The sequence below is a fragment of the Agrobacterium sp. MCAB5 genome, assembly GCF_052114365.1.
GTDB classification, from domain to species: Bacteria; Pseudomonadota; Alphaproteobacteria; order Rhizobiales; family Rhizobiaceae; genus Agrobacterium; species Agrobacterium tumefaciens.
Map to the genome: position 1 here is coordinate 369301 of NZ_JBFREP010000002.1, position 18768 is coordinate 388068.

The 18768-nt window shown below is 59.4% G+C and carries 23 protein-coding genes; 11 read left to right on the top strand and 12 right to left on the bottom strand.

What is annotated here, in order from left to right; genetic code table 11:
- Positions 1-111 precede the first annotated feature (111 nt).
- The gene (locus tag AB4Z23_RS06445; protein WP_003511336.1) at positions 112-849 is read left to right on the top strand and encodes a YdcF family protein; all 738 of its coding nucleotides are present in this window, start codon (positions 112-114) and stop codon (positions 847-849) included.
- 123 nt (positions 850-972) lie between these two features.
- Positions 973-1770, top strand: a complete 798-nt coding sequence (locus AB4Z23_RS06450; protein ID WP_441360030.1) for a lysophospholipid acyltransferase family protein — start codon at positions 973-975, stop codon at positions 1768-1770.
- Here the strand turns inward: AB4Z23_RS06450 and AB4Z23_RS06455 are convergent.
- Positions 1767-2294, bottom strand: coding sequence for a gamma-glutamylcyclotransferase (locus tag AB4Z23_RS06455; protein WP_013761788.1), 528 nt, complete (start codon positions 2292-2294; stop codon positions 1767-1769). The genes AB4Z23_RS06450 and AB4Z23_RS06455 overlap by 4 nt on opposite strands.
- A gap of 49 nt (positions 2295-2343) precedes the next feature.
- Here AB4Z23_RS06455 and AB4Z23_RS06460 point away from each other — a divergent pair, with 49 nt between their 5' ends.
- Complete coding sequence (locus AB4Z23_RS06460; protein WP_441360031.1) at positions 2344-3345, top strand: DUF2125 domain-containing protein; 1002 nt, start codon at positions 2344-2346, stop codon at positions 3343-3345.
- On the opposite strand, the gene AB4Z23_RS06465 is transcribed toward AB4Z23_RS06460, so the two are convergent.
- The 4 genes from AB4Z23_RS06465 to AB4Z23_RS06480 form a co-directional block, all read right to left on the bottom strand.
- Positions 3342-3761 carry a GNAT family N-acetyltransferase gene (locus AB4Z23_RS06465; protein WP_035199629.1) on the bottom strand — a complete coding sequence of 140 codons (420 nt, stop codon included), beginning with the start codon at positions 3759-3761 and terminating at the stop codon, positions 3342-3344. The genes AB4Z23_RS06460 and AB4Z23_RS06465 overlap by 4 nt on opposite strands.
- A gap of 9 nt (positions 3762-3770) precedes the next feature.
- The gene (locus tag AB4Z23_RS06470) at positions 3771-4700 is read right to left on the bottom strand and encodes a prephenate/arogenate dehydrogenase family protein (protein WP_441360032.1); all 930 of its coding nucleotides are present in this window, start codon (positions 4698-4700) and stop codon (positions 3771-3773) included.
- On the bottom strand, positions 4700-5806 hold the full coding sequence (gene hisC, locus AB4Z23_RS06475) for a histidinol-phosphate transaminase (RefSeq protein WP_065687914.1): 1107 nt from the start codon (positions 5804-5806) through the stop codon (positions 4700-4702). The genes AB4Z23_RS06470 and hisC overlap by 1 nt, the downstream gene beginning before the upstream one ends.
- 84 nt (positions 5807-5890) lie before the next feature.
- The gene (locus tag AB4Z23_RS06480) at positions 5891-6652 is read right to left on the bottom strand and encodes a class I SAM-dependent methyltransferase (protein ID WP_003511344.1); all 762 of its coding nucleotides are present in this window, start codon (positions 6650-6652) and stop codon (positions 5891-5893) included.
- Positions 6653-6759: 107 nt separating this feature from the next.
- Between AB4Z23_RS06480 and gloB the strand changes: the two genes are divergently transcribed.
- Both gloB and AB4Z23_RS06490 read left to right on the top strand, forming a co-directional pair.
- Positions 6760-7530: a hydroxyacylglutathione hydrolase gene (gene gloB / locus AB4Z23_RS06485; RefSeq protein WP_003511345.1), complete on the top strand. Its 771-nt coding sequence runs from the start codon at positions 6760-6762 to the stop codon at positions 7528-7530.
- Positions 7530-7970 (top strand): cupin domain-containing protein, encoded by a 441-nt coding sequence (locus AB4Z23_RS06490; protein ID WP_013761794.1) that lies wholly within the window; start codon positions 7530-7532, stop codon positions 7968-7970. Before gloB ends, AB4Z23_RS06490 begins: the two co-directional genes overlap by 1 nt.
- Before the next feature lie 5 nt (positions 7971-7975).
- Here the strand turns inward: AB4Z23_RS06490 and AB4Z23_RS06495 are convergent, their stop codons facing one another.
- Positions 7976-8749: a DUF3108 domain-containing protein gene (locus AB4Z23_RS06495; protein WP_013761795.1), complete on the bottom strand. Its 774-nt coding sequence runs from the start codon at positions 8747-8749 to the stop codon at positions 7976-7978.
- A 251-nt stretch (positions 8750-9000) separates the two neighbouring features.
- Here AB4Z23_RS06495 and rpmB point away from each other — a divergent pair, with 251 nt between their 5' ends.
- The 3 genes from rpmB (at position 9001) to AB4Z23_RS06510 (ending at position 10489) form a co-directional block, all read left to right on the top strand.
- Positions 9001-9291, top strand: a complete 291-nt coding sequence (rpmB, locus tag AB4Z23_RS06500) for a 50S ribosomal protein L28 (RefSeq protein WP_003509888.1) — start codon at positions 9001-9003, stop codon at positions 9289-9291.
- A 111-nt stretch (positions 9292-9402) separates the two neighbouring features.
- Complete coding sequence (locus AB4Z23_RS06505) at positions 9403-10041, top strand: queuosine precursor transporter (protein WP_065687915.1); 639 nt, start codon at positions 9403-9405, stop codon at positions 10039-10041.
- Between the two features lie 115 nt (positions 10042-10156).
- The gene (locus AB4Z23_RS06510) at positions 10157-10489 is read left to right on the top strand and encodes a pentapeptide repeat-containing protein (protein ID WP_013761796.1); all 333 of its coding nucleotides are present in this window, start codon (positions 10157-10159) and stop codon (positions 10487-10489) included.
- Positions 10490-10493: 4 nt separating this feature from the next.
- Here the strand turns inward: AB4Z23_RS06510 and AB4Z23_RS06515 are convergent, their stop codons facing one another.
- The 4 genes from AB4Z23_RS06515 to AB4Z23_RS06530 all read right to left on the bottom strand — a co-directional run bounded on the left by AB4Z23_RS06515 (position 10494) and on the right by AB4Z23_RS06530 (position 15214).
- Complete coding sequence (locus AB4Z23_RS06515) at positions 10494-11471, bottom strand: esterase-like activity of phytase family protein (RefSeq protein ID WP_441360033.1); 978 nt, start codon at positions 11469-11471, stop codon at positions 10494-10496.
- 37 nt (positions 11472-11508) lie between these two features.
- Positions 11509-13410, bottom strand: coding sequence for a cobaltochelatase subunit CobT (gene cobT, locus AB4Z23_RS06520; protein WP_013761798.1), 1902 nt, complete (start codon positions 13408-13410; stop codon positions 11509-11511).
- A gap of 107 nt (positions 13411-13517) precedes the next feature.
- Entirely contained in the window at positions 13518-14507 is a 990-nt protein-coding gene (gene cobS, locus AB4Z23_RS06525) for a cobaltochelatase subunit CobS (RefSeq protein WP_003511352.1), read from the bottom strand.
- 68 nt (positions 14508-14575) lie between these two features.
- Positions 14576-15214 (bottom strand): J domain-containing protein, encoded by a 639-nt coding sequence (locus tag AB4Z23_RS06530; RefSeq protein WP_013761799.1) that lies wholly within the window; start codon positions 15212-15214, stop codon positions 14576-14578.
- A gap of 115 nt (positions 15215-15329) precedes the next feature.
- On the opposite strand from AB4Z23_RS06530, the gene AB4Z23_RS06535 reads away from it, so the two are divergent.
- Positions 15330-15611: a BolA family protein gene (locus tag AB4Z23_RS06535; RefSeq protein WP_019564879.1), complete on the top strand. Its 282-nt coding sequence runs from the start codon at positions 15330-15332 to the stop codon at positions 15609-15611.
- A 19-nt stretch (positions 15612-15630) separates the two neighbouring features.
- Here the strand turns inward: AB4Z23_RS06535 and aroB are convergent, their stop codons facing one another.
- Positions 15631-16764 (bottom strand): 3-dehydroquinate synthase, encoded by a 1134-nt coding sequence (gene aroB, locus AB4Z23_RS06540; protein ID WP_019564880.1) that lies wholly within the window; start codon positions 16762-16764, stop codon positions 15631-15633.
- A 5-nt stretch (positions 16765-16769) separates the two neighbouring features.
- Positions 16770-17351 (bottom strand): shikimate kinase, encoded by a 582-nt coding sequence (locus AB4Z23_RS06545; protein ID WP_003511357.1) that lies wholly within the window; start codon positions 17349-17351, stop codon positions 16770-16772.
- 188 nt (positions 17352-17539) lie between these two features.
- On the opposite strand from AB4Z23_RS06545, the gene AB4Z23_RS06550 reads away from it, so the two are divergent.
- Together AB4Z23_RS06550 and AB4Z23_RS06555 are read left to right on the top strand one after the other, a co-directional pair.
- Positions 17540-17713, top strand: coding sequence for a hypothetical protein (locus AB4Z23_RS06550; protein ID WP_003511358.1), 174 nt, complete (start codon positions 17540-17542; stop codon positions 17711-17713).
- A gap of 11 nt (positions 17714-17724) precedes the next feature.
- Positions 17725-18705, top strand: a complete 981-nt coding sequence (locus AB4Z23_RS06555) for a site-specific tyrosine recombinase XerD (protein ID WP_410171195.1) — start codon at positions 17725-17727, stop codon at positions 18703-18705.
- Positions 18706-18768: the final 63 nt, after the last annotated feature.

Here is an 18768-nt window from a genome sequence, read left to right on the forward strand (position 1 = left end):
ACGTCTCCCGGATCTCGCGAGGAAACTGCACCCTTCACACGCCGGATGTAACTTGCGGACGGTGGACAAAAATGCCTGTTCCTTGCCTTAATCGGCGAGTATTCAGGAGGAATGTTTGTGAGTCGGACGGACCATGATCAGGAGCAGACGACCACGCGACAGGCAAAAAAGGGCCTGTTGTCGCGGCGAAGTCGCCTGCGCCGTTTTATTCGCGGTCTCATCCTTCTTTGCGTCATTACTCTCGGGGCTTTTTCCGGCGGTTTTTTGTGGTTCGCAGATTCGGTCGCCTCCATGCGCCCGCCCGAAGGCGCCAAGGGCGACGCGATCATCGTTCTGACCGGTGGTTATCAGCGCATCGAACAGGCGGTCGGCCTGCTGCGGGACGGCGTTGGCAAGCGCCTTCTGATTTCCGGCGTCAATCCGGCCACCACCCGCACGCAAATCCGCAAGATGACGCAAGGCTCTTCGGACATGTTTTCCTGCTGCGTGGACATGGGCTACAAGGCCATAGACACCATCGGCAATGCCAACGAGGCGGCGAGCTGGATACGCGACCACGGTTATTCCTCCATCGTCGTCGTTACGAACAATTACCATATGCATCGCAGCCTGCATGAACTGCACAATGCCAGCCCGCAGACCCAATTCATCGCCTATCCCGTTATCAGCGCCGACCTTGCCCGCACCAACTGGTTCGCGGAGCCAGATGTGGTCCGGACCATGCTCTACGAATACATGAAATTCGTGATTGCAGCAGGACGCGACCTGACCGGGCTCGGCAAGGGCGACGGGTTGCGCAAGGCGGGCGCCGATCACCCCACGATCAAGGCGGCAACCTCCTCCCCGTGAATGGAAAGAACGGAGAGAACACGCTTGCTGCGGAGCCTTGTTTTCGTGTAGGCGTCTGGCATCGGCATCCGGCATCGAGGCGCGCCTGAGCTTCGGAACGGCTGCAACCCGGGAAGTCTGTCGATGCTCAAGCTGCGCTCTTTTCTTTTCAATACGCTGTTTTATCTCAATCTGATTGTCCGCATGATCGTGCTCACGCCGATCTATTTCATCCTGCCGCGCAGAATAGCCTATGAAATCCCCAAGAACTGGGCGCGATCCAACCATTGGCTGATGAAGACCATTGTCGGCACCACCTTCGAGATCGAGGGGCTGGAAAACATTCCCGAAACCGGCTGTATCTTCGCCCCCAAACACCAGTCCTTCTGGGACACCTATGCGCTGCTGCCCAACCTTCCCGATCCGGTCTATATTCTGAAGCGCGAGCTTTTGTGGATCCCGCTGTTCGGCTGGTATGCGATGAAGCAGCGCATGATCCCGGTCAACCGCGCCGCGCGCGGCAAGGTGATGCTGAAGGTCATGGAGCGGGCGAGAGAGGAGATGGCGGCTGGCCGCGAACTCATAATCTATCCCGAAGGCACGCGCCGGCCACCGGGCGCTGAGCCCGAATATCGTTATGGCATCGCACGTCTTTACCGCGACCTCAAAGTCCCCGTCATTCCGGTCGCCATGCATCCCGGCCTCTTCTGGCCACGCCGCTCGACAATGCGTTATCCCGGCCATTTCAAGGTGCGGATCTTGCCGGCCATCGAGCCGGGACTGGACCCGGACGTGTTTTTCAAGACATTGATCAAGGTGACGGAAAAGGCGAGCGACGAGTTGCTGTTGGAGACCGCGCGCAACAATCCGCACCTGCCGCTGCCACCGACCGCCGTGAAGCGTATCGCAGAACTTCAGGGGCAAGACACTCCCGCCGGCTAAACCGCGATCGTGCCGACACTGGCGGCAATGCTTTCCAGCAGCGTGTCGCGAATACCCATATCCTGCAGATGCTGCACGGTATTGAAGACGTAATCGGTATTCGGGCCGGACCGGCCCGATGCGGCAGCCACGATCGTGGCCGCTTCCGCGACACCCAGACCACCAATATACTGCTCGTGGGCGGGATCGGCCACATAGGTCACGGCACTGCCGCGCGTGCCATCGGCGAGCGCAATGGCAACGACGCGTTCCTTGTAGACATTCGTTACCAGCTCGCGCTCGCGCAGATAGGCCATGACCGGACCATGGTCCGCTCCGCGCACGCGAAAGGCAACGCCGAGGCAGGAGCCGCCGCGCTCCAGACCGAGAACAAGGCCGGGCTTTTCCTCAGTGCCGCGGTACACATTTGAACTGATGCAGAGGGAGCGTCGATAACCGTGCAGCCGCGCCTGCTGCCTTTCCTCAAAGGCAAAGCCCGGGTTCCACATCAACGAACCGTAGCCAAAGACCCAAAAATCGTCCATATCCCAAGCCAAATCGAATTTATCTGAAGTCTGTTCATCGGAGATCAATATGGCATCGTCAAGCCAATCCGGCACGGTCAAAAAATTCCTCTGGCTTGGTATCGCCGTCGTGCTGGTTATCGGACTTTACACGGCCGGGTGGTTTTATGCCGCCGACAAGCTGAAGCAGACGGTTCTGAACGTCATCTCGCCTTCGCAGGCCAGAAACGTCAGCGGCGAATGCGGCGACATTGCCTTCAAGGGTTATCCGTTCCGCATCGGCCTTTTCTGCTCCAAGGTAACGGTGGACGACAAGCAGAATGGCGTTTCAGCCTCGTTCGGAGAATTGCGTTCCGCAGCGCAGGTCTACAATCCCGGCCACATTGTCTGGGAACTGGATGCACCGGCTGAAATCCGCACCGCGCATGGTCTGACGGTTTCTGCCGTCTGGCAGAACATGCAGTCGAGCATCGTCACCAAGCTTAGGGGTATCGACCGTACCTCGCTTGTCATTGACGGCCTGAAGGCTCAGGCGGTTTCCACCGTTACCGGCCAGACGATCGATTTCGATGCCGCCAAGACGGAAATGCATCTGCGCCAGAACGGCGCCGATCTAGACGGCGCGATAACGTTGACCGACTCGTCAACCGTCATCAAGGATTGGCCGCAACTTCTGCCGCGCCTCAACGCCATCGCCGATGTCACCCTTGCCGGCAAGGCGGGTATGGTAGACGGCAGCGATACGGCCGGGCTTTACGGTGCGAGCGGCGAGCTTCGCCGGCTGGTCGCTGATATCGGCGAAGGCCGCACCATGCGTATCAGCGGCCCTTTCTCCTTCGATAATGAGGGCTATCTCTCCGGCCAGTTCAAGCTGGAGATCGAAAAGCTTGACGCCTGGTCGGACAATGCCAAGCAGGCGTTTCCGCAGCTGCAATCCACCATCGATACCGCCCGCAAAATGCTCCGCGCACTCGCCGGCGGCGACGACAGGGCGTCCGTCGACCTCGTGGTGGATCGCGGCCGCGCCACCGTCAGCGGTTTCATTCCGTTGGGGAAGATCCCGCCGATTTAACAGAGAGCTTTTGTAAAAAACACCTCAGCGGCATCCTGAATTTTTGAAAGATGCAGGATGCCGGCTTCTTTGTATCCATTGCGACGATGCCACATCTGCGGTTCCCGCTCGTCCTGCTGGCTGGACGTCATCACCAGTGAGGCACCCTGCTCACGCATCAGAGTTTCCCAAAAAACTGTAAGCGTTGCGCCGACGCCATGTCCCCGAAACTCGGGAACGACGCGGATCATGTCCATGTAGGGAATCTTGCCCCAGAACATCGAGAACCGCAGAAAACCGACTAGAATCGTATCTTCTTTCGCGACGAGACATTCGCGGCGTCCGACGCAACGCCGCAACCAATCCTCATCGATCCATTTGTCTTCCCGCAGCAGCCATTCGATATCGTCATCCGTCGCCGCCGATATCAATACCACTTCAGCGCCCTACTTCTTCTGATCCAGCGCGTGACGCCCAAAGTCAGGCGTATCGACGTCCTGACCGGCCTCGATGATGGAGCGGCGGATGGAGCGTGTGCGGGAAAACAGTTCGAACAGCTTGTCGCCCTCCCCCCAGCGGATCGCCCTTTGCAGCGAAGCAAGGTCTTCCGAGAACCGTGCCAGCATTTCGAGGATGGCATCCTTGTTGTGCAGGCAGACATCGCGCCACATGGTGGGGTCCGAGGCGGCGAGACGCGTGAAATCTCGGAAGCCGGAAGCGGAATATTTGATGACTTCCGACTCGGTTACCGTCTCCAGATCATCCGCCGTGCCGACGATGTTGTAGGCGATGATGTGCGGCAGATGCGAGACGATCGCCAGAACCTTGTCGTGGTGTTCGGCATCCATTTCATCGACGCGCGAACCGAGCGCCCGCCAGAAATCCTTGAGCCTTTCCAGCGCCTCCGCATCCGTGCCCGGCAGCGGCGTGAAGATGCACCAGCGCTCGCGGAAAAGACCGGAAAAACCGGCATCCGGGCCGGATTTTTCCGTACCCGCCAGCGGATGGCCGGGAATGAAATGCACATTGTCAGGCATATGCGGCGCCATCTGCGCGATGACAGAGGCCTTGGTAGAGCCGACATCGGTGACGATGGCGCCGGGCTTCAGATGCGGCGCCATCTGCTCGGCAACCGCCCCGGATGAACCGACCGGCACTGAAACGATGACAAGATCAGCATCCCTGACGGCCTGCGCGGCGGATGTCGTATACTCGCTTCCAAGCGCCAGTTTCTCTGCCCGCTTCAGCGTTTCCGCGCTGCGGGTGGAAATCGTGACATGCCGGGCAAGACCCAGTTCCTTGATGTCGCGCGCAATAGACGAGCCGATCAGGCCGATGCCAACAAGCGCGATGCGCTCAAACATGATCTCGCCCATTACGCCTGCCCCATGAACTCGGTGAGCGCGGCGATGACGCCAAGATTGGCTTCTTCCGAACCAACCGTCATACGCAAGGCATTGGGGAAACCGTAACCGCGCACGGCACGCAGGATATAACCGCGGCGGCTCAGGAAGTCGTCCGCATCTGGTGCACGCTTGCCATCCTGGTCCGGGAAATGGATGAGGACAAAGTTGGTGACTGATGGCGTGACCGTGAGGCCGAGACTAGTGAAGACCGTCGTGAGTTTTTCCAGCCAGAGCGTGTTGTGAGAGATCGCCTTTTCCAGGAATGCCTGATCGCGGATGGCCGCGGCACCCGCTGCGATCGCCGGCGCGCTCATGTTGAACGGACCACGCACCCGGTTCAGCGCATCGATGATGGCGGCCGGACCATACATCCAGCCGACGCGCAGTGCGGCCAGACCGTAAACCTTGGAGAAGGTGCGCGTCATCACCACGTTGCGGTTGCCAGACACCAGCTCGAGACCGGCCTCGTAGTCGTTCTTGCGTACATATTCGGCATAAGCCGCATCAAGCACGAGCACGACATGTTTCGGCAGACCAGCCTGAAGGCGGCGGATTTCCGCGACCGGAACATAGGTGCCGGTGGGATTGCCGGGATTGGCGATGAAAACCATCTTCGTCCTTGGCGTGACGGCGGCGAGAATGGCGTCCACATCGACGGCGCAATCCTTTTCCTTCACCGTCACCGGCGTTGCGCCCGCACCCATGATCTGGATCTTGTAGACGAGGAAACCGTGTTCGGTGATGATCGCCTCATCGCCCGTACCCAGATAGACGTGGCAGAGCAGCCCAAGAAGCTCATCCGAGCCGTTACCGCACATGATATTCGCTATGTTGAGGCCATGCACGTCTGCAATCGCCTGACGCAGCGCAATCGCCTGTCCGTCGGGATAGATTTCCAGATGGCTGGCGGTGGCGGCGAATGCCTCGATCGCCTTCGGGCTTGGCCCGAGCGGCGTTTCGTTGGAGGAGAGCTTATAAACCTTCGCGACGCCATCCACATGTTCCTTGCCGGGAACATAAGCGGCGATGTCCAGAATACCGGGACGCGGACGAGGTTGGCTAAGCTCTGCACTCATTTGATCGACCTTCGGAAATGCGCCGGGGACCCCGGCAAAAGCAATGCCGGAGGCATTAGACCGGAATGGCCCCTTTGTCGAGGGTCAGCGCGGCTTTCCGTGCTTTGCGGCGGTGCGGGTGGTGGGCACACCCTGAGGCGCCAGGACCGGCACGAAAACCCGGCGTGAGGCGCGCTGGGTAACGGGCAATCCCTGATAGAGACGTTTCTGTGCCTCAACCACGATAACGCCGGAAAACAGCGGCCAGAGCCTGCGGCCGGTAAGCTCAAGGTATCGGCGGAATTTCAGTACCGGGCGGCTGGTGGTGGGCGGAAAGAACAGCGCTTCGGCGCTTGCCCCCGGCGTAAAATTGGTCTCGCGCAGAAGCGCCGTCAACTGCCCGCGCGAATAGGGCCGGCCCGAGCCGAAAGGTGTGTGTTCCATGCGTGCCCAGACCCCACGCCTGTTCGGCACCACGATCACCAGACGCCCGCCGGGCGCCAGCACCCGCCAGAGTTCTTTCAGGGTTTCGCGCGGATTTTCGGCAAATTCCAGAGCATGCACCATCAACACCCGGTCTATCGACGAATCGGGTAGCGGCAGCTCCTCGTCAAACACCAGCGCCGTGGAGGAAAGCTCGCCTGCCGGCCAGTTCACCGCTCCCTGCCCCGCCGGCATGAAGGCAAAGGTGCGCTCCGTGTCATGACGGAACCGCTCCAGAAACGGCACGGCGTAACCGAGGCCGACCAGCCTTTCCTCCGGCAAAGGCGGCCAGAGCGATGAAAGCGCCATGGTGATCGCCTGCTCGGCCGAGCGGCCAAGCGGGGAATGATAGAATTCGCGCAGATCGACGATATCGGTGTTCATGGGCGAGAATGTAGCATCAGGCGGTTGGACTTCAAGGCGTCTGCGCCTACATTGAAATTCAGGCGGACAAATGCGCCGGCTAAGGCCGGCAAATGGAGAGGACCACGATGAAACCTTTGGAAATAGACGTCTTTCTTTGCCGCAGTGATAATTTTGGCGTTCTGCTGCACGATCCAGAAAGCGGGGCGACCGCCGCGATCGATGCGCCGGAGGAAGGCCCCATCCTGCAGGCTCTTCATGGGCATGGCTGGAAGCTCACACATATCTTCACCACCCATCACCATCAGGACCATGTGGAAGCCAATCTGGCGCTGAAGGACAAATTCCAGTGCGAAATACATGGCCCACATGATGAGGCGATTGCGATCCCCGGTCTCGACCGTTCCCAGGCCGATGGCGACGAGTTCGAATTTGCAGGACGGCGCGTTCAGGTCATTGCCACACCCGGTCATACGGCGGGGCATATCTGCTACTACCTTCCCGATGACGGCCTGCTGTTTGCAGCCGATACGCTGTTCGCCATGGGTTGCGGTCGCCTGTTCGAACGTACGGCAACAGATATGTGGCACTCTTTCCAGAAGTTAATGGCGCTGCCGGATGACACGAAAGTCTATTTCGGCCACGAATATACACTTTCGAATGCCCGTTTCGCGCTCACCGTCGATCCTGATAACGCGGCTCTAATCGAGCGCGCCGAAAGCGTCGAAAAGGCGCGGCAGGCGAATGAATTCACCATTCCCACCACCATCGGGCTGGAAAAACAGACCAACCCTTATATGCGGGTGGCCGATGCTGGCATCCGCAGTCATCTTGGCCTTGAAGGCGCAACCGATGCCGAAGTCTTTGCCGAAATCCGCACACGCAAGGACAATTTCTGATGGGCGCCGATCTGTCTTCGGCAGCGATCATTCGCGAACTGGAACTGGAGCCGCACCCCGAGGGCGGTTTTTACCACCAGACATTTCGCGACAAGGCAGGTGGTGAGCGCGGCCATTCGACGGCGATCTATTATCTTCTGGAAAAGGGGACGCGCTCGCACTGGCATCGCGTCACCGATGCGGTGGAGGTCTGGCACTATTATGCCGGCGCTCCGATCACCCTGCATCTTTCCGAAGATGGCAGGGAGGTACAGACCTTTACCCTCGGCCCCGACATTCTGGAAGGCGAGCGCCCGCAGGTGATCGTGCCTGCCAATTGCTGGCAATCGGCCGAAAGCCTCGGCGACTTCACCCTCGTCGGCTGCACCGTCTCGCCGGGTTTCGCCTTTTCAAGCTTCGTGATGGCCGAACCCGGATGGTCGCCGGGCGATACGCCATAACTGCATCAACCGCCATATTTGGTGGCGGTGATGTAGACTTGGCCTACCCGCGTCGGAATGACGGCGTAGACCGGGGCATAGACATCCATATTGTCGGATTTGGCGAACCATATCTCCATGGAAATGGATTTCAGGTATTCGATATCCTTGCGGCCCTGGCGATAACCCGACTTTGGCACGTAACGCGCCTTGCAGACCACGGCATCGCCGCTGAAGCCATTCGTCTTGAAGGGCTTGGTGCCGCTGGGGCTCAACACCAGATCCAGCCGCGATTCGCCGTCATAGATCGGCAGGCGCGACGGGCAGATGCGGCCGCCGGCGGGAATGATGAGGCCAGAGATTGGATCGAGGACGGAGCGCAGGTCGCCGTCCTTCACATTCACCCAATTGTCCGGCCGCGCCTTCGGCTCCGGTTTCACCGTCGTCGATGTGACGTTGCCGTTACGATAGACCACATCATAGGTCCGCACCCGCTTGCCATCCTTGTAAACAAGCGAATATGTATTCGCCTGCAGCCGATGGCCGCGTTTGGCACCCGAAATCGTCGTCTTGCCGGAAATATCCGCCAGAACGCTTGCAAGCCCTGCTGAGCTGAAGGAACCGGAAATCGAATAGTTCGGGCCGTTCATGCGAGTCGAAAAACTCGCCTTGGCAATTGGTAGAATACCGAGATTGATGCTGTATTCGCTTGTATGGCGGGCTTCGGCGGCGAGCGAGGGAGATACGCCTGCAAACGCCATTGTCACAGCCATGAAAATGCTTTTTCCTCTGGCAATCATTTGGATATCACCTTAAAAGAGGCGCGGAAGCGGCCTTATGGGGCGATCATATACGCCGACTTGTGGCAATAAAAAAGCGGATGCCGGTTGAAAACGCCGGAATTTCCTTTCATTTGCTCGCGAGCGGCTTGACTGTTAAGTCCCGTCTGACTATAGAACCGCAACTTTCCAATCATGGCCAGTTGGATTGCCACCACGGTTTTGCCGGTGGCGAGCCAGTGGTGAAACAGACAAACGAAATAGGTGTACCCATGTCCCGTGTATGCGAATTGACCGGCAAGGGCGTCCAGACGGGCAACAACGTCAGCCACGCCAACAACAAGACCAAGCGCCGGTTCCTTCCGAACCTCTGCCAGGTTACGTTGATCTCCGATGCTCTCGGCCAGCGTTTCCGCCTGCGTGTTTCCGCAGCAGCTCTGCGCTCCGTTGAACATCGTGGCGGCCTCGATGCCTTCCTTCTGAAGTCCGGCGAAAACGAACTGAGCATGCGCGCTCGTCTCCTGCGCCGCCAGATCGCCAAGAAGACGGCCGAAGCTGCTTAATTAGCGGTTTCGACATCACTGATATTCAGAAGGCTTGAATGGCTTTTGCCGCTCAAGCCTTTTGCTTGTTCTAATTCGGCTCCAACTGGTGGCATCACCCAGGATAAAAAAATGCCCTACCTGCGCTACACGCTCATTTACGTTGTGCTGATGACACTGGTGGTCGTCGCGTCCAATATTCTGGTGCAATACCCGCTTTCCGGATCGCTGTTCGGCGTCAATCTCGGCGATCTTTTGACCTGGGGTGCCTTTACCTATCCGGTCGCCTTCCTCGTCACAGACCTTACAAACCGCCAGTTCGGCCCGTCAGTCGCGCGCCGCGTCGTACTTGCCGGTTTTATTGTTGGTGTCACACTGTCCTTCTGGACCTCGATCCCGCGTATCGCCGTTGCCTCCGGCACCGCCTATCTGATTGGCCAGCTGCTCGATATTTCCGTATTCAACCGCCTGCGCCGCCAGCGCTGGTGGCACGCACCGCTTGCCGGCTCCATGCTGGGTTCGGTGCTGGATACCGCGCTGTTCTTCTCCATCGCCTTTGCTGCGAGTTTCTCCTTCGTCGGTCCCAACGATGCCTTCGCCATTGAAAATGCCCCCGTGCTCGGCATCTTCGCTCTGGAGGCACCGCGCTGGATTTCCTGGGCGCTCGGCGACCTCTCAGTGAAGATCCTCGTTGGCCTCGTGATGCTCCTGCCCTACGGCGCACTGATGAACACGCTGAAGCCGATGCCAAAGGTCGCCAAATCGGGCTGACACCATTGTCATCCAGGTTTAAGGCTGGGGTGGGAGCGTGGATCGAATCGCGCTTGCAAACCAGCCGACTGCGTTGCAGTCTGCGGTCCGTGGCACAGCTCAGAGGCAGGCAGATATGCAGATCAATGACGTTATCGATATTGTGGAGGCCGCCAGCGCCACGCTTTCAGGCTCCAGCTTCAACGACGTCAATCTGTCGGGTACGGTGTTCAACGACGTCAATCTCGCCGGAACCAGCTTCAACCAGATCAACTTTTCCGGCGCGTCATTTACCGACAGCAACATGTCCGGCTGGTCGATCGACGATGTTAATCTTTCCGGTCTGAAACTGAGCAACGCCAACCTGTCCGGCGCGCAGATAACAGGATGCCGAATGACAGGGATGAAGATCGACGGCATTCCCGTCGAGGATCTGATGGCTGCCTACAAGGCGGCGCAGCAGGTGTGAACCTTCACTCCACCAGCTTGAATTCCAACATCAGATTGCGCTGGAGAAATGAGTGATTGTCATCGGAAACGATGATGAGGCGCGTGGAACCATCAGGCCCCTTCACCACATCCATGCCTTCCATATTATCGATCTGGTAGACCATGCCTGCTTCCAGCAGGATTTCGCCATCCACCACCGCGCCCGGCCTGATATTGGCAGCCTTGATGCGGCGGATGCGCATCCCCACCCCTTCAGCGAAATTGAAGCGGCGCTCTAGAAGCAGCAGGTCGCCATCGGGCAGGAAAGCGCCGTCCGTCACGTCGAATGAGGGGTGATGGGTGACCGCGAATGTGCCCTTCAACGGGCCTTCCAGTATGGCGGCAAGAAGATTGCCGTCGGCATCGATGCTTTTCTCAGCCACCACGACAAGGGCACCGCCAAGCGGCGAATCGGCCGGCGAGACCGCAAGGGCCTCCATGCCGCCATTGTGGCGTAGTTCGCTGTTGGGAATGAGATGAGGCAGGCGGCTGAGCGGCTTTGAGGTCTCGAACCCCGGATCGGGATAGGCATCGATCCTGTGCCGCTGCTCGTAGCTGACGAATACCTTGCCATCCCGCAGCGCCAGACCTTCCGCATCCATTTCCATCTTGCGGGAAGGTTCACGGCCGCTGGCATCCAGCATGGCAGTGATACGCACGTCAGCCAACCCGGACAGCGCGCCCGACGGGCCGCGTGCGATCTTGCCCGTGAGCCAGTGGCCGGTATCCAGCACAGCAACGAATTCCTGCCCGTTTGGGCGAAAGCGGATGGAGGATATGGCACCGAATAGTTTTTCCGGCGTGCTCATCACCATGCCGCCGATAAATTCCAGCTTGCCGAAACGCCTGGCGCTGGTGCCGACCTCGAAGCCTGACAACAGACGGACGCTGACCGGAACATCGATGGTCGATGCGCCAATGGGAACCGGAACAAGCGCTGCGACCGCAAGAACTGCAGCCATCGCCAGCGATTTACAGGAAAGAAAAGCCCGGCCCCGCTTATCCCGCACGGCGAACCTTGCGGGACGAGCTGGCGGTATTGGTATCCTCGAAGAGAGCAGCAAGCTGTTCGGTCATCGCGCCAGCCAGTTCGTCCGCATCCACGATCGTCACGGCGCGACGGTAATAACGCGTCACATCATGGCCGATACCGATCGCCAGAAGCTCCACCGGCGAACGTGTCTCGATCTGTTCGATAACGGCGCGCAGGTGCCGCTCCAGATAATTGCCCGCATTGACCGACAGCGTCGAATCGTCCACCGGCGCACCGTCCGAAATCATCATCATGATCTTGCGCTGCTCGGGGCGACCGATGAGGCGGTTATGCGCCCACATCAGCGCTTCGCCGTCAATGTTTTCCTTCAGCAGGCCTTCACGCATCATCAGGCCAAGATTGCGCCGTGCACGCCGCCAGGGTGCATCCGCCGACTTGTAGATGATATGGCGCAAATCATTAAGCCGACCCGGCGAGCCGGGTTTGCCGCTGGCCAGCCATTGCTCGCGCGACTGACCGCCCTTCCACGCCTTGGTGGTGAAGCCGAGAATCTCCACCTTCACACCCGACCGTTCCAGCGTACGCGCAAGAATATCGGCGCAGGTGGCCGCAACCGTGATCGGGCGGCCACGCATCGAACCCGAATTGTCGATGACGAGCGAAACCACCGTGTCGCGGAACTTGGTGTCGCGCTCCTTCTTGAAGGAGAGCGGCTGCATGGGATCGATGATAAGCCGCACGAGGCGAGCCGGATCGAGATAGCCCTCTTCCAGATCGAAATCCCACGAACGGTTCTGCTGCGCCATCAGGCGGCGTTGCAGCCGGTTCGCCAGACGTCCGACGGCGCCCTGAAGATGGGCGAGCTGTTTGTCGAGAAACGCGCGCAGGCGGTCAAGCTCCGCCTCGTCGCACAGTTCCTCGGCGTGGATTTCCTCGTCGAATTCCTGGGTGAATATGCGGTAGTCGACCTTCTCGTTGAAATCGTCGAAGGGGCTGTTGGGGCGGCGGGTCTCGCCAGGCGTCTCGGAATCCTCATCGAGATCGTCGGACATTTCCTCGTCCGACATCTCGGCGCCGTCCATCTCGCCTTCTTCCATCTCCTCCTGCGAGGCCTCGCTTTCATCAGCGGGCGTCGCATCGGAACCGGCTTCTTCCTCGACCTGTTCTTCTTCGGTCTCGTTAGTGCGCGGCTGCTCCTCGTCGGATTCTGCCTCCTGGCTTTCCGGCTCGTTATCGTCGTCGCCGAATTCCTCCGCCATCTGCATGGAGGTCAGCATCTTGCGCACCAGCCGCGAAAAAGCCTTCTGGTCGCCAATCACCTTGGAAAGGTCGCTCAGGTCGCCGGCGGCCTTGTCCTCGATGAAGTCGCGCCACAGGTCGAGAACCTTGCCGGCACTGGCCGGTGGCTTTTCACCGGTAAGCTTCTCGCGCACCAAAAGGGCGACGGCTTCGGCAAGCGGTGCATCGTCCTTGGTGTTGATGCCCGAAAAATTCGCCTTGGCATATTTTTCCGTGTTCATGGCCTGAATGTTGGAGGCCATGCCCGGCATGCGCAGTGCACCGATGGATTCCACCCGCGCCTGCTCAACAGCGTCAAAGATCAACCGCGCCTCGGCACCCTGCGGCGACATCACCGCATGGGTGTCAGCGTCATGGCAGGCAAGGCGAAGCGCCATGGAATCGCCAAGGCCACGGGTGACGGCGATTTCCTGCGCGGTGGGTTTCTTGGAAATTTCCGGCAGGCGCATGCGCTCTCCGGCAAGGCCAGGCCGCTCATTGGCGAAAACGACCTCAACCTCTGCATCGCCGGCAACCGATCGCACACATCCGGCAATCGCCTGACGCAACGGTTCGGTATCGACCGCCGTACCCGGTTTTGCTCTGGAATTGTCGCCGCGCGCTGCCATTGTCTTTCCTGTCAGTTGTCGACGCTTCGGAGCCGCCCATCCAAGGATGCGCGGCCCGCCGGCGTCTTCAAGTCATCGGTGATGTTCTCCGGACAAGCCGGGGAAGATCAGGCGCTGAGAACGATGTTCGCAGCACTTTCCTTCAGCTCGACGCCGAAAGCCCGCTGATATTGTTCGGCAACCAGCGTGCGCTCCAGTTCGTCGCACTTGTTGAGGAAGGTCACGCGGAACGCAAAGGCGAGATCGCCAAAGATTTCCGCATTTTCCGCCCAGGTAATGACGGTACGCGGGCTCATGACCGTGGAAAGGTCGCCGTTGACGAAGGCCGAACGGGTAAGATCGGCCACACGCACCATCTTGGAGACGGTTTCGCGACCCTTCGGATTGTTGAGGCTCTTTACCTTTGCGGCAATGATGTTCACTTCCTGCTCATGCGGCAGGTAGTTCAGCGTGGTGACGATGGACCAGCGGTCCATCTGCGCCTGGTTGATCTGCTGCGTGCCGTGGTAAAGTCCCGTCGTGTCGCCGAGGCCGACCGTGTTGGCGGTCGCAAAAATGCGGAAGGCGGGGTGAGGACGGATAACGCGGCTCTGGTCGAGCAGCGTCAGGCGGCCCGAGGATTCCAGCACGCGCTGGATGACGAACATCACGTCCGGGCGACCGGCATCGTATTCGTCGAAGACCAGCGCGACATTGTGCTGGTAAGCCCAGGGCAAAATGCCGTCCTTGAATTCGGTGACCTGCTTGCCGTCTTTAAGGACGATGGCGTCCTTGCCGACGAGGTCGATACGGCTGACGTGGCTGTCAAGATTGACGCGCACGCAGGGCCAGTTCAGGCGGGCAGCTACCTGCTCAATATGGGTGGACTTGCCCGTGCCGTGAAAGCCGGAAACCATGACGCGTCGGTTGTGAGCAAAACCGGCAAGAATAGCGAGCGTCGTATCGCGGTCGAAAAGATAGTCGGGATCAAGGTCGGGCACATAGGCGTCGCCCTGCGAATAGGCGGGAACCCGCAGATCCGTATCAATGCCGAAAACCTCCCGCACGGACACCGTCGTGTCGGGCAGGTTGGAAATATCAAGGTCGATTTTGCTCATCACGTCTCCAAGGCGGGCGGCGGCCACCCGGCCACATCATCAATCAGGCGGTAAACACGAACGTTGGCTTAGCAGAAACCTGACTGCTTTAACAATTGATATGCTTGAACAACAGCCCGAAAACGTTCTTCCGAGCCGCGATCGCCACCATTAGCATCAGGATGGTGCTTTTTGACAAGCTCCTTATAGCGCCTTTTTATCTCTTCCTGCTTTGCACCCGCAGAAAGGCCGAGCGTATCGAAGGCTTTCGCCTCCAGCGTCTTCAACTTGCGGTCCTGCTGCAGGCGCTGGCCGCCGGCCTTTGCCCCGTTTGCAAAACCATTCGTGAAGCCAAAAGGATCGCGGATGCGGGCATTGGCCGCGCCCGCCGCGCCGGAACGCAGCGTGGAGTGCAGCGGGCTGTCGCGCGCAGTCTTGTTCACGCCAACCGTCCAGGTGGGACGATGGCCGGTGATCGCTTCCTTCTGGTAACGGGCGATCTCGGTGTCAGACAGGCCAGAGAAATAATTATAGCCCTTATTGTATTCCTTCACATGCTCGAAACAGAACAGGAAGAATTGCCCCTCGGCATTGCGGCCGACAGGTGCACGGTGAGCGCCCGGCTTGTCGCATCCGTCCCACTGGCAGGTCGGGGCCTGAACCTCAGGTTCCCTGTCCCTTTTTCTGCGTGTACGGATGCGGTCGAAATATTTCGAATCCAGTTTCATGATGCCCTGATTATGGGGTGCGAAAAGGCGCACAACAAGAATTGACAAAGCGGAATGTTGCAGGCTTTTAGGTAGCCCCTTTTAAAGACCAGCCAACAGGATTGGAGCCCATCGCATGTCCCTGCGAGAACGCATAGAAACAAAGCTTCGGCAGAGCTTTTCGCCGGAACGCCTGGTGGTGATCGATGAAAGCCAGATGCATGCCGGCCATCAGCCGGACATAACCGGCACCGGCGAGACGCATATGCGTGTTCAGATAGTGTCTGAAAGCTTCGCAGGCAAGTCACGCATTGAGCGCCACCGGGCGATCAATGCACTTTTGAAACCGGAACTCGACGCCGGGCTGCATGCCCTCGCCATCGAGGCGGCGGCGCCGGGGGAGCCGACGCGGTTCTAGGTAACGCGCGCCTTAAGCCTCAGCCGGGATGCTTTTCCGACAGGAAAGACTGCACCTCGGACGTCGCGACATCGTCGGCCACGAAGGACTGGCCGATGCCGTGAGTGAGGATGAAGGTGAGCTTGCCGCCCTTGACCTTCTTGTCCTGCGCAATTGCCGCCATCAGCATCTCGACCGGCGGCAGTTCACCTGGAATATCCTTCATTGACACTGGCAGACCAACCGCCTTGAGATGCGCTTCAACGCGCGCGGCATCATCAGGGCTTGCAAGGTTGAGGCGGGCGGAAAACTGGTGCGCCAGCACCATGCCGATGGCGACACCTTCGCCGTGCACCAGCCGCTTGCTGTCATAATTCGTTGCTGCCTCAAGCGCGTGGCCGAATGTGTGACCGAGGTTCAGAAGGGCGCGTACGCCGTTTTCCTTCTCGTCGGCCACCACCACATCGGCCTTCGCCTGGCAGCTTGTGGCAATCGCCTGGATGCGGGCGGGACCGCCGGTGCGGATTTCATCCCAGTTCTTTTCCAGCCAGAAGAAAAAGTCCGGCTTGTCAATCAAGCCGTATTTCACCACCTCGGCGTAACCGGCGCGGAATTCGCGCTCGCTCAGCGTATCGAGCACCGCGGTATCGGCCAGCACCAGATCGGGCTGATGGAAAACGCCGACAAGGTTCTTGCCTTGGCGGGTATTGATGCCGGTCTTGCCGCCGACGGAGGAATCCACCTGCGACAGAAGCGAGGTCGGTATCTGCACGAAACGCACGCCGCGACGCACGATGCCCGCCGCAAAACCGGCGAGATCGCCGATAACACCGCCGCCAAGTGCAATCACCGCATCGTTGCGCTCCACCCGTGCGGAGAGGACGGCATCGCAAACAGTGACCAGATGTTCGAAGCTCTTGGTCTTCTCGCCCGCGGGCAAGGTCAGCGAAACGGCTTCGATGCCGTCCGTCTGCAGGCCGTCCATCAGGCCTTCGAGGTAAAGCGGTGCAACATGCTCGTCAGTGATGATAGCGGCACGCCTGCCCTTCAGCCGCGACGAAATCTCGCCGCCCGCCCTGCCGATCAGGCCAGGCCCGATCAGAATGTCGTAAGCGCGATCACCGAGCGGCACATGGACAAGACGTTCGTCGGTGTGGATTTCGGAAGGCGTCATGATGCTCAGTCTTTCTGTTCAAGGCCGGCGATGGCGGCCAGCACTTCGGTCACGATGATCTCCTTGCGGACATCGCGGGATTCGATGGTCAGATCCGCTTCCGCATAGATCGGATACCGTTTCTCCATCAGGGCCGCCAGCGTGGCCTTGGGGTTTTCGGTCTTGAGAAGCGGGCGATGATCACGCTTGTTGACCCTTTCCCACAAAACCTCGATATCGGCCTTCAGCCACAGCGACACACTGCCGCGCGTGATGTGCCGGCGGGTATTGTCGTTGATGAAAGCGCCGCCGCCGGTAGAAATGACCTTGGGGCCACCGCGCAGCAGCCGCTTGACGACCCGCGTTTCCAGCGCCCGGAACTCCTCCTCGCCATAGGTGGCGAAAAGTTCGGCTATCGTCATGCGGGAAACACGCTCAATTTCGACATCCGTGTCGATGAAGGAGACCTTGAGCTGCTGGGCGACCATGCGACCGATCGCGGACTTTCCAGCCCCCATCAGTCCGACAAAGACGACGTTGCGCCCGGCGAGCTTGGCCCGCGCTTGCTCCCCGAGTGTGACCGGGACAGATAAATTCTTTTCATTCATAAAATTGAAAGCCCGTTTGGCATGGATATCTGCAAATGTTTACGAAGCGTCAAGCCAAATTGCTGACTGAATTGCGTTGAATCACATTCATCGCCGCATGCAGCAGCGGCGGACTACCGCTTTTTGATCTTGTCGCCGCTTTCGCTGCACCGCATATACATTCAGACTGCCACCCTCACGGAGCCGCCATGCCAACCCTCTTCCGCTTCACGATGATACTGGCAACCATCGCGGGGCTGATCTATGGCGGCATGGTGCTGCTGGTCATGTTCGTCAAGCCCAATGATCGCGAGGTGACGGTGCGCATTCCTTCCGAGCGGCTGAACCCGCCGTCGGCGGAGCCGGCAAGGCGCACCCCATGAGTAGCAAAGAGATGAGCGGGCGGGACGGCGCGCGGCTCGAAAGTTTTCTGGAAATGATGAGCGCCGAACGGGGTGCCGCCGCCAATACGCTCTCTTCTTACGAACGCGACCTTTCCGATCTGCGTGAATTTCTCGGTGGCCGAGGCCAGTCCTTGATGGAAGCCGCCACGGCAGACCTGTCGGCCTATCTGACCCATCTTTCCACTCAGGGCTTTGCAGCCACGTCGCAGGCAAGACGCCTGTCTTCCATGCGGCAATTCTACCGGTTCCTCTATTCTGAAGGACTTCGCGGCGACGACCCGACCGGTACCATTGATGCGCCCAAGAAGGGCCTCACCCTGCCCAAGACGATGAGCGTCGCGGACGTGACAAAACTTCTTGGCATCGCTGCTGAAGAGGCCGCCTTAACCGGCCCCGGCCAGCTTGCCCGCATCCGCATGCATCTCCTGCTCGAACTTCTCTACGCGACCGGTATGCGCGTCAGCGAACTCGTTTCGCTGCCGGTCAAGGTTTTGCGCCAGGAGGGACGCTTCCTGATGATCCGCGGCAAGGGCAACAAGGACCGCATGGTGCTGCTGTCTCGCGCGGCCATCGACGCGATGGACAAATACGACGCGGCCAGGAAGTCGCTCGTACCTGAGAAAAGCAGGACGCCCGCGTCCCCCAAAAAGGCTGACAGTCCGGAAAGTCCGTGGCTGTTTCCTTCAAACAGCAAGGAAGGGCATCTGCCGCGACAGGTTTTTGCCCGCGACCTGAAGGACATTGCCATTCGAGCTGGCCTCAATCCCTCGGCGGTGTCACCGCATGTCCTGCGCCACGCCTTTGCCAGCCACCTTCTGCAGAACGGCGCCGACCTGCGCGCCGTGCAGGAACTGCTCGGCCATTCCGACATTTCCACGACACAAATCTATACACATGTGCTGGAAGAACGCCTGCAAGAGCTGGTACAAACACATCACCCCCTTGCCAAACAGGGCAAAAACCTTGATTAGAGCGACCGGAACCGCCGGATAATCCGGCTCAAACCTTGCGCAAAACGATCGGAAACGGATCTC